The organism is Chthoniobacter sp. (assembly GCF_040003245.1).
GTDB lineage: Bacteria > Verrucomicrobiota > Verrucomicrobiia > Chthoniobacterales > Chthoniobacteraceae > Chthoniobacter.
Genome location: NZ_JBDUCX010000243.1, coordinates 1 through 10,063, shown reverse-complemented (window position 1 = coordinate 10,063; position 10,063 = coordinate 1). Strand labels below are relative to the sequence as shown.

Genomic DNA, 10,063 nt, shown 5'->3' with positions numbered 1-10,063 from the left:
GTGCCGATGAGCGAGACCGGCACCGCGACCAGCGGAATGATCGTCGCCCGCCACGTCTGCAAAAACACGAGCACCACGATGACGACCAGTGTGATGGCCTCGAAGAGCGTCTTCTCCACCTCGTGAATCGATTCGCGAACGGAAACCGTCGGATCATACACGATCTCATACTCGAGGCCGGGCGGAAAACGCTGCTTCAGCTCCGCCATCTTCGCGCGCACCGCGTCGGACGTGGCCAGCGCATTCGATCCCGGCCGCTGGAAAAGGACCAGCGCCGTCGCGGGCTTGCCGCCGAGCTTGGAATTCACCGTGTAGTCCAGGGCCGCCAGTTCCACCCGCCCCACGTCGCGGATGCGCGTGGTTTCACCCCGGTCCCCGCTCTTGACCACGATGTCGCCAAACTCCTCAATATCCGTGAGCCGCCCTTGGGTATTGACCGTGAACTGAAAAGCGGCCGAGCCCGCCGGGGTCGGCGGCGCGCCGATGATGCCGGCGGCGACTTGCAAATTCTGCTCCTGGATCGCCTTGACGACGTCGCTCGACGTCAGGTTGCGGGCGGAAATGCGCTCGGGGTCGAGCCACACCCGCATGGAATACTCGCGGGCGCCGAAGACGTTGATGTCCCCCACCCCGTCGATGCGCGCGAGTGCGTCGCGCACTTGCAGCAGCGCGTAGTTGCTCGTGTAGAGCGAATCCAGCGACCCATCGGGCGAGACCAGGTGGACGACCATCGTGATATCGGGCGATTGCTTTTTCACGATCACGCCGGTGCGCCGCACATCCTCCGGCAGCCGCGGCGTGGCAATGGCCACGCGATTCTGGACCAGCACCTGCGCGATATCGAGATCCGTGCCCAGCTTGAAGGTCACGGTCAGGGTCATGACGCCGTCGCTGGTAGATTGCGACGACATGTAGAGCATGCCTTCCACGCCGTTGACCTCCTGCTCGATCGGCGTCGCCACCGTCTCGGCGACCACCTTGGCGTTGGCGCCCGGGTAGGTCGCCGTCACCGAAATGGTGGGCGGCGCGATTTCGGGATATTGCGCCAGCGGCAGCGTGGTCGCGGCGATGACCCCGACCAGCGTGATGATAATCGAGAGGACGCCGGCAAAAATCGGCCGGTCGATGAAGAAGTGCGAAAAATTCATCCCGGATTACTTCGCGGCCACGATCGGTTGCACCTTCATTCCCGGCTGCAGCATCATGAGGCGCGAAGCGACCACCTGCTCGCCTTCTTTCAGGCCCGCATGCACGACCCGCTGGCCGTCGACCACGGAACCGATCTGGATGTTCCGCCGCTCGACCGTGCCATCGGGCTTGACCACGAAGACGTATTTCTGCCCCTGGTCGCTGCTGATGACTTTGTCATCAATCAGCACCGCCTTGCCGGCAGGGCCGCCGGAAATGCGACAGCGCACGAAAAGACCCGGGGTCAAAAAGGGATTCCACGATTTGAAGGTCGCCCGCGCCCGGAGCGTGCCGGTGTTGGGATCGAGCCGGTTGTCGATGAAGTCGACCACCCCGGCATGCGGAAAATCCGGTTCATTGCCGAGCGCGGCGTAAGCCGGGATGGCCACGCGCCGCGCGGTCTTGCGCTTTCCTTCCTCGTCGAGCTTGATGTATTTGAGGACGCGATTTTCATCGATGTCGACATAGACATGGATGGGATCGACGGAGACGACCGTGGTCAGGATGCTTTCCGGCCCCGCGCCGGGTTGGACGAGATTGCCCGCTTTCACCCGTTCGTCGCTGATCCGGCCATCGATCGGCGAGCGGATTTCGGTGAATTCGAGGTTCAGCTTGGCCGACGCGTTGGCCGCCTTCGCCACCCCCACCGAGGCTTGGGCCTGCTTCAGCGCCGCCACCTTTTGATCGAATTCACTCGTGGAAATGGTGTTTTTCGCGCGCAGGTCGGTGGCTCGCTTGAAATCCAATTCGCCCAATTGCAGGCCCGCCTCGGCGCGCTCGAGTTCGCCGGCGGCGCGATCCATCTCCGCCTGGTAGGGGCGCGGGTCGATGATGAAGAGCAGGTCGTTCTTCTTCACGAGGGTGTTCGTCCCGGGCGTAAACTTCAGCTCCTGGATATACCCGGTCACGCGTGGCCGGATGTCCACGGACTCCGCAGCCTCCATCCGCCCGGTGAAAGTGTCCCACTCGACCACTTCCTTTTCCGTCGCCACGACGACATTCACGGGGAGTGGTCCTTGTGGCGCGGCCGTCGGCTTTTTGTGACAGCCAGTCAGACTCGCTCCCAGAATTAGTACGAACGTGAACGCTTTAATAGTGCCCATTCGTGTGGGGAGTAGAGCCGGATTCGCCGGCCAGGGAGAGAACAAAATTGCACGCGGGCACGATTTCTCGATCCGGCTGAACCGACCGCATATGCCAGGTCGGCCCTTCCCATGAGCGATGACGATTCGACGCGCCGCGGCAAGATTCGCTCAGCCTTGCACAAGCGACGCGTAGCCGGTCTGCGGCGTCTGCCCTACGTTCAGTGCAGGGAAATAAACAGATAGGGAATTATGAAAAACTATGTGATCTTGCTGGCGACGGACGATTCTGCCGTCGAAGCGGTGGTAAAAACAATGGAGACAAGCGCCGGTTGCGAGCTCATGTCGGTCAAGACCAGTCGGGAAGTTGCGTCCATGGTCATGGACGGCGCTCTGACACGGAGTCTGGGGATCGTGGATCTCGATCTGAAAGATGGAGCTCGCGGACTCTTGAGCACGATGGGGGGCGCCATACCCGTCATCGCGGTGACCCGAAAAGTCAGCCCTTGGCTGTCGTCGATGGTCGATCACCACCGGATTGGAGCCGCCGTCGTCAAACCGGTGTCTACCGAACGAATGCGGGCGGCCCTTCTGCGGGTGCGGCAGGGGGCTGAAAGCGAGGTGTACGGTGAAAGCTAGAGGCTTCCGCGTACACACCCCCACGGACCGATGGGAAAAACCCGGCATAAATTCGGGATTGTCCGCCATGGGAGATGGCAGCGGTCCCGCTCAGCAACGCATCGCCCATGAGAACCACGCCAATGTCACCACCCACTTCCATTTTCGGGTGCGCACCCCTTCTGGCTTCCTGGCGCAATACCGGACGATCCCTCAATGAAGTGGCTCACTGATTTTGCCGCGGCTCAACCGATCGCTTACGCAGTCCTGATTCTTGCGTCAGTTGCCGTCGTCGGGCTGGGGATCGGCCGGATCAAAATTCGCGGAATCCGACTGGGTGTCGCCGGGGTGCTCTTCGCCGGAATCCTCTTTGGACATTTTCACCTCACGATCAACCCGGAGACACTCGGGTTTGTCCGGGAAGCCGGGTTGATCCTCTTCGTCTACACGATCGGCAACCAGGTCGGCCCGGGCTTTTTCACTTCCCTGCGGCGCCAGGGCCTGCCGCTAAACTTGCTGGCCGGTGGGATCATCCTCGCCGGAGCGCTCCTGACCATCGCGAGCTCCCGGTTCCTGCACATCGACATGGCGGCCGCCGTGGGCATTTTCTCGGGTGCCACGACAAATACCCCGGCGCTGGGAGCGACGCAGGAGGCGCTGAGACAAATGCCTGCACTGGATTCGGCGCGGAGCAGTCTTCCCGCCCTCGGCTACGCGGCAGCTTATCCGTTTGGGATTATCGGGATCATCCTCGCCATGGTGATCGTCCGCCGCCTTTCGCGGATTGATCCCATCCAGGAAGCCCGGGCGTTTGCCTTGGAGCAGGAAGCGGGGAGCGAGCCCCTCCAGCGCATGAACATCTGTGTGCGCAATCCGAATCTGGTCGGCTTGAAGCTCCACGAGATCCCCGGCAAGGACACGCTGGGCATCATCATTTCCCGAATCAAATACGCCGGTGAAACCGAAGCGAGTGCCGCCAACGCCGAAACCACGCTCCACGCGGGAGATATCTTCCTGGCGGTCGGCACGGCCGAGAATCTCCGGGAACTTTGCCTGATCGTGGGCGCGGAGAGCCGGGAGGATCTCAGGGAGACGCCCGGACCGGTCACGTTGGAACGCTTCGTGGTGACGCGAGATAACGTCCTCGGCAAAACCATCCGCGCACTGAATCTGACGCAAAAATACGGCGTGACGGTCACGCGCGTGACGCGGGCGGACATCGAGATGACAGCGGTCCCGGCGCTCAAGCTGCAATTTGGCGACGTCCTTCAGCTGGTGGGCAAAGAAGCCGACATCGCCAAGGTCGCATCCGTGCTCGGTAATTCGCTCAAGGACCTGAATCGCACCAATTTTCTGCCGATATTCCTGGGCATCGGGCTGGGCATCCTCCTCGGTCTTTACCCCCTTTCGTTCGCCAACATGCCGACGCCGGTGCGGCTCGGCCTGGCTGGCGGCCCCCTCATCGCCGCGATCCTCCTGAGCCGGATCGGGCGCATTGGTTCGTTGATTTGGTACATGCCACCCAACGCGAATCTTACCCTGCGGGAACTGGGTATCACCCTCTTCCTGGCCTGCGCCGGGCTGAAGGCCGGCGAACACTTTTTTGAAGTGCTCTTAACGACCCAAGGGCTGGTCTGGATGACCTGCGGCGCCGTGATTACGCTGGTTCCGCTGCTGCTGGCCGCGTGGATCGGCCGGTTCTTCATGAAGCTGAATTTCATCAACCTCTGCGGGTTGCTCTCCGGTAGCATGACCGATCCGCCCGCTCTCGCTTTTGCCAATGCGATCAATAACTCGGACGCGCCGTCCGTGGCCTACGCCACGGTCTATCCGCTCACCATGCTCCTGCGCATCTTCGTCGCACAATTACTCGTGGTGATTTTTGTCCGGTGATGGCCCAGCCGTTATGAACCATGAACCAATAACCGGCAACGGCGCCGCGATCCCAGGCGCGCGTCACAGGCGAGCGCGGGTGCCGGCCCGGCGGAGAGGGATTCGTCACCATGCTTTCCGCCTGGCGCTGCTCTGCCTGGCCGCTTCTTTCCCGGCCCTCGCTGGCGACCCGCTCGCTTCATCAGTCGAAGGCGCCAAGCAGAATCTTCAAGACCTCACCTTTTCCAACTTCTTCTCCAGTGGTTGGAACGGGCCGTGGACGCGGAGATCGCGCGGCGACAACACGCCGGACATGTCCTTGCTCCGGGTCCAGACCAACTTCGTTACCGCGGTCTTCCGTCTGGACTACGCCTACCAGCAAAACCTCGCCACGGCCGGGGTGCGAGGCACCGACGCCCTCACTGGCACATTCGAGTTCCCGTTCAACCGCCGGTTTGAACTGGGAATCGTCGGCTACTACAACTGGGTCGACTCCCGCAAGGGCGAGGACATTAACGGTGGCACCGAAGGCGCGTTTGCCCGGCTCGCCTGGGTGGATACCGCCACCAGCTCACTGGCGACCAATATCCGGGTGGCCTTTCCCAATCACGATCTTGGTGGAAGAGATACGACGATCAGCGTGGCCCTAGCCGGATGGCATGATCTTGCGCCCCTGGGGCTGAAGGGAGTGGGGCTGTACGGCCATCTCCAGGAAGAGACGCTCGCCGGCCCGTACGCCGTGGGCAGCCGGCGGAACGATCTGACCTACGACATCTCTCTCGTCAGGACCTGGACCAAGCCGGGCGATTTTCTGGGCAACGCCTCGACCTTTGTCGAAGCTTACGGAGTAACGGATCTGGACGGGCGCCACCGCGGCCACACGGTCATTACCCTGACCCCGGGATTTCGCGCCACCATCGCCCGGCGGCATATCTTCATGGCCGGCGTCGATTTCCCGGTGACCGAGCCCAACCCCTTCGAGCGCATCTTCCGCTTCACCTACATCTATTGCTTCTGAGCGTCCCGGGCGGAACAGCGATCTCTGAATATCCCAACCGCAGGCGGAACCGCCGCCGATTGAGGGGCCACCTTTCATGACAACCGCCAAATCAACCGAGCTATGAACAGCAACCTCCATCGCGTCGACCTCGCACCCTATGGCCTCACCGTAGGCGCCATCCATCGCAACCTGTCGCCCGCGCACCTCTACGAGCACGCCATTCGTTACGAGCCGGGTTCATCCATCGCCGACACCGGCGCGCTGGTCGCCTATTCCGGCGACAAAACCGGCCGCTCGCCGCGGGACAAGCGCGTCGTCAAACACCCCGACTCCGAAAAGGACGTGTGGTGGGGACCGGTCAATTTCCCCATGGACGAGCAGCACTTCCATGTGAACCGCGAGCGCGCCATCGACTATCTCAATACGTGCGAGCGCCTTTACGTCATCGACGCCTTCGCCGGCTGGCATCCGCGGCATCGGCTCAAGATTCGCATCATCTGCTCGCGCCCCTATCATGCCCTCTTCATGCACACCATGCTCATCCGCCCCACGGAAGCGGAGCTCGCGGCGTTTGGGGAGCCGGACTACGTGATCTTCAACGCGGGGCGGTTTCCGGCGAACCGGCTCACCGCGGGCATGACGTCGAAGACCTCGATCGACCTTTCGTTCGAGGAGAAACAGATGGTCATTCTCGGCAGCGAATACGCGGGCGAGATGAAGAAGGGCGTCTTCACGATCATGAACTATCTCATGCCGAAACAGGGCCTGCTCTCTATGCACTGCTCGGCCACCGCCGATCCGAAGAGCCCGCATTCGTCTGTCCTCTTCGGCCTCTCCGGCACGGGCAAGACCACCCTCTCGGCGGATCCCAAGCGCCTGCTCATCGGCGACGACGAGCACGTGTGGGGCGACGACGGCATCTTCAATATCGAAGGCGGGTGCTATGCCAAGGCCATCGACCTCACGCCGGAAAACGAGCCGGACATCTTCCAGGCGCTCCGCTTCGGCAGCGTGCTGGAGAATGTGGTCTTCGACGACGAAGGACGCGTCGATTTTCACGACACCAGCATCACACAGAATACGCGCGGGGCCTACCCTATCGAGTTCATTAAGAACGCCAAAATACCCTGCATGGCGGGCCATCCGACCGATATCATCTTCCTGACCTGCGACGCCTTCGGCGTCTTGCCACCCGTCTCGAAGCTCACGCCGGAACAGGCCATGTATCACTTCATTTCCGGCTACACGGCCAAGGTCGCGGGCACGGAGATGGGGGTCACCGAACCCTCGGCCACCTTCAGCGCCTGCTTCGGCGCGCCATTCATGGTCTGGCATCCGGCGAAATACGCCGAGCTGCTGGCGGAGAAGCTGAAGGAGCACCAGGTCAACGTCTGGCTGGTCAATACGGGGTGGAGCGGCGGAAGTTACGGCACCGGCACGCGGATCAAGCTCAAGTTCACCCGCGCGATTATCGATGCCATCCACGCCGGCACTCTGGCCAGTGCGCCGACCCAAGCCGATCCCATCTTCGGCTTCGACGTCGTGACCGCCGTCCCGCAGGTGCCGGCCGAGATTCTCATTCCCGAGCAGGGTTGGGCGGACAAGAAGGCCTTCGCGGCGACCGCGGCAAAACTCGCCGGGTTGTTCGTCGAGAACTTCAAGAAGTTCGAATCCGGCGCCACCGCCGAAGTGAAAGCCGCCGGACCGAAAACCTAGCGGAATCGACATTCGCTTATGACGCCTCCGGCGTCCTGGTGTCATTCGGAAACGCCATTATCCTTCACTTTTTGCTTGACTTTTTGCACCTTTCATGCGACTATCCATCAAGTAATTGACAGGAGGGGTAACGGGGCTGGCCGGGGTATTTGGCGGCGAGGACAAAGCGGTTCTTTGACAGATTCATCGTGGGTGCCTTATTGCAAATGAGATGCAGTAATGCGTCTGTGTTTGCGTGGCGATTGACTGGCCGGCTGCCTTGATTGGCTTTGACTGGACCAGAGTAGAGCCAGGCTTGATCTAGGCGAATCAAGGCCAGTAGAGGCTGGTAAAGGCTGGTAAAGGTCCGAAATTTTTTGGGATCGATGCCCCGGCAGATCCTGGCCAAAGCCTCCGTAATGCCAATCCATGGCATTTAAGCAGGCCACCAGGGCCGAGCGAGAATCGTAAATTTTGCCAAACTCACCCGTTTTGCAGCCTCTCGTCGACAGACGCCCGCGTTTGACAAATGAACGGCGACTTCCCAGCTTCCGGCGCATGAATTCCACGGAGGCCAGCATTGCGCTCAATATGGTACCCGGCGTTGGGCCGGTCCGGTTGCGGCGTTTGCTGGAGACGTTTGAGACGCCGGAGCAGGTGCTCCTGGCGCGGGCCGCGCAGTTGCGCGCCGTGAATGGGGTCGGACAGGAAGTGGCGGAAGCGATCGCCGGCTGGCAGGATAAGGTGGACCTCAGCGCGGAGTTGAAGCGCATCTCGGACTTTGGGGCCAAGGTCATCATCCAGGAATCGCCGGAGTATCCTCGGATGCTGCGGGAGATTTCGAATCCGCCCATCGTGCTTTATGTCTGGGGGGAATTGATCGAGCGAGATCAGCATGCCCTCGGAGTCGTGGGTTCGCGGCAGACGAGCCATTACGGGCTGGAGTGCGCGAAGAAGCTTTCCTATCAGCTCGCCTATGCCGGGCTTACGGTGGTGAGCGGACTGGCGCGCGGGATCGATACGGCGGCACACCAGGGCGCGCTGGCGGCGCAAGGGCGGACGGTCGCGGTAATCGGGTCGGGGTTGATGGATCTGTATCCGCCCGAGAACCAGGGGCTGGCGGAGAAGATCGCGGCCTCGGGCGCGGTCGTTTCGGAGTTTCCGATGACCCTCCCGCCCAGCACGCAGACCTTCCCCTATCGGAACCGGATCGTGGCGGGATGGGGCAGCGGCGTGCTGGTCGTGGAGGCGGGGCAGAAGAGCGGCGCCCTGATTACGGCCACGCAGGCGCTCGAACAGGGGCGCCTTGTTTACGCGGTGCCCGGGCAGATCGATCGCCCCACTTCGGCGGGTTCAAACCGACTCATCCAGCAAGGCGCCAAACTCGTGACCGGGGCCGCCGATATCCTCGACGACCTGAGTATTCTCTTCCACGAACCGTCCAAAAAAGGGCCGCCCGCCACCGCCCCAACACTGTCTTCCGAGGAGCAAACCATCCTCGGTACTATAGATAGCGCGGAGACCCCTCTCGACTTGATCGTTACAAAATCGGGCTTGCCGATGCCCAAAGTGGCGTCCACGTTGCTCGCCCTTGAAATGAAAAGGCTGGTGAAACAACTCCCCGGCCAGCAGTTCGTAAAGATTTAATCATCCCCCGCCCGCATGTCCAAAACCCTCGTCATCGCCGAAAAGCCCAGTGTCGCCAGCGATCTCGCGAAGGCGCTCGGGGTGAAAAAGGATGGCGATTGGTTTGAGAACGACCGCTACGTAATCTCCTCGGCCGTAGGGCATTTGCTCGAGCTGGCCGTGCCGGAGGAGCACGAGATCAAGCGTGGCAAGTGGACGATGGAGAAGCTGCCGCACCTGCCGCCGGAGTTTGCCCTCGCGCCCATCGATAAGAACGCCGGGCGGCTCGCCCTGTTGCGCCGCCTAATCAAGCGCAAGGACGTGGGCGAGATCATCAATGCGTGCGACGCCGGGCGCGAAGGGGAGCTGATTTTCCGCAATATCATCAAGGCGACCGCCGCCAAGCAGCCGAGCAAGCGGCTGTGGCTGCAATCGATGACCACCGAGGCCATCCGCACCGCTTTCGCCCAGTTGCGGAGCGACGCCGACATGCAGCCGCTGGCCGATGCCGCGGTGTCGCGCAGCGAATCCGACTGGCTGGTGGGGATCAATTCCACGCGCGCCCTGACCGCTTTCAACTCGCAAGGTGGCGGCTTTTCCAAGACGACCGCCGGACGGGTGCAGACCCCGACGCTGGCCATCCTCGTCGAGCGCGAGGAGAAGATCCGCGCTTTCGAGCCGAAGGCGTATTGGGAAGTATTCGGCGATTTCGGCGTTCAGGCCGGGAGCTATCGCGGACGCTGGTTTGACGCCGCTTTCAAGAAGGCCGGCGAGGAAGAAGCCCGCGCAGAACGCATCTGGGACAAGGCCAAGGCAGACGCCATCAAGGCAAAGTGCGAAGGCAAGCCCGGCAGCGTGGAAGAGGAGAAGAAACCGACCACGCAAGCGCCTCCCCTGCTCTACGATCTCACCACGCTGCAACGCGAGGCCAACGGCCGCCACGGTTTCCCCGCGAAGATGACCCTGCAAATCGCGCAGGCCC

8 protein-coding genes are annotated in these 10,063 nt (G+C 61.9%); 6 read left to right on the top strand and 2 right to left on the bottom strand.

Annotation, left to right across the window (positions count from 1 at the left end):
* Positions 1-1,148, bottom strand: a 1,148-nt coding sequence (locus ABJF10_RS25140) for an efflux RND transporter permease subunit (RefSeq protein WP_348547375.1), incomplete at its 3' end; no start/stop codon positions are given.
* Between the two features lie 6 nt (positions 1,149-1,154).
* Positions 1,155-2,192: an efflux RND transporter periplasmic adaptor subunit gene (locus tag ABJF10_RS25135; RefSeq protein WP_348547374.1), complete on the bottom strand. Its 1,038-nt coding sequence runs from the start codon at positions 2,190-2,192 to the stop codon at positions 1,155-1,157.
* 330 nt (positions 2,193-2,522) lie between these two features.
* Between ABJF10_RS25135 and ABJF10_RS25130 the strand changes: the two genes are divergently transcribed.
* From ABJF10_RS25130 to ABJF10_RS25105, 6 genes are all read left to right on the top strand, one after another.
* Positions 2,523-2,909 (top strand): hypothetical protein, encoded by a 387-nt coding sequence (locus tag ABJF10_RS25130; protein WP_348547373.1) that lies wholly within the window; start codon positions 2,523-2,525, stop codon positions 2,907-2,909.
* Positions 2,910-3,104: 195 nt separating this feature from the next.
* Complete coding sequence (locus ABJF10_RS25125) at positions 3,105-4,781, top strand: putative transporter (protein WP_348547372.1); 1,677 nt, start codon at positions 3,105-3,107, stop codon at positions 4,779-4,781.
* Between the two features lie 13 nt (positions 4,782-4,794).
* On the top strand, positions 4,795-5,778 hold the full coding sequence (locus tag ABJF10_RS25120; RefSeq protein WP_348547371.1) for a hypothetical protein: 984 nt from the start codon (positions 4,795-4,797) through the stop codon (positions 5,776-5,778).
* Positions 5,779-5,880: 102 nt separating this feature from the next.
* Entirely contained in the window at positions 5,881-7,476 is a 1,596-nt protein-coding gene (pckA, locus tag ABJF10_RS25115) for a phosphoenolpyruvate carboxykinase (ATP) (RefSeq protein WP_348547370.1), read from the top strand.
* A 537-nt stretch (positions 7,477-8,013) separates the two neighbouring features.
* On the top strand, positions 8,014-9,102 hold the full coding sequence (gene dprA / locus ABJF10_RS25110) for a DNA-processing protein DprA (RefSeq protein WP_348547369.1): 1,089 nt from the start codon (positions 8,014-8,016) through the stop codon (positions 9,100-9,102).
* Between the two features lie 15 nt (positions 9,103-9,117).
* On the top strand, positions 9,118-10,063 hold a 946-nt coding region (locus ABJF10_RS25105), incomplete at its 3' end, for a DNA topoisomerase (RefSeq protein ID WP_348547368.1).

Bases quoted from the DNA above. Each gene is read 5' to 3' on its own strand.
- ABJF10_RS25130 (WP_348547373.1), top strand. From the start codon at position 2,523: ATGAAAAACTATGTGATCTTGCTGGCGACGGACGATTCTGCCGTCGAA.
- ABJF10_RS25125 (WP_348547372.1), top strand. From the start codon at position 3,105: ATGAAGTGGCTCACTGATTTTGCCGCGGCTCAACCGATCGCTTACGCA.
- ABJF10_RS25120 (WP_348547371.1), top strand. From the start codon at position 4,795: ATGAACCATGAACCAATAACCGGCAACGGCGCCGCGATCCCAGGCGCG.
- pckA (WP_348547370.1), top strand. From the start codon at position 5,881: ATGAACAGCAACCTCCATCGCGTCGACCTCGCACCCTATGGCCTCACC.
- dprA (WP_348547369.1), top strand. From the start codon at position 8,014: ATGAATTCCACGGAGGCCAGCATTGCGCTCAATATGGTACCCGGCGTT.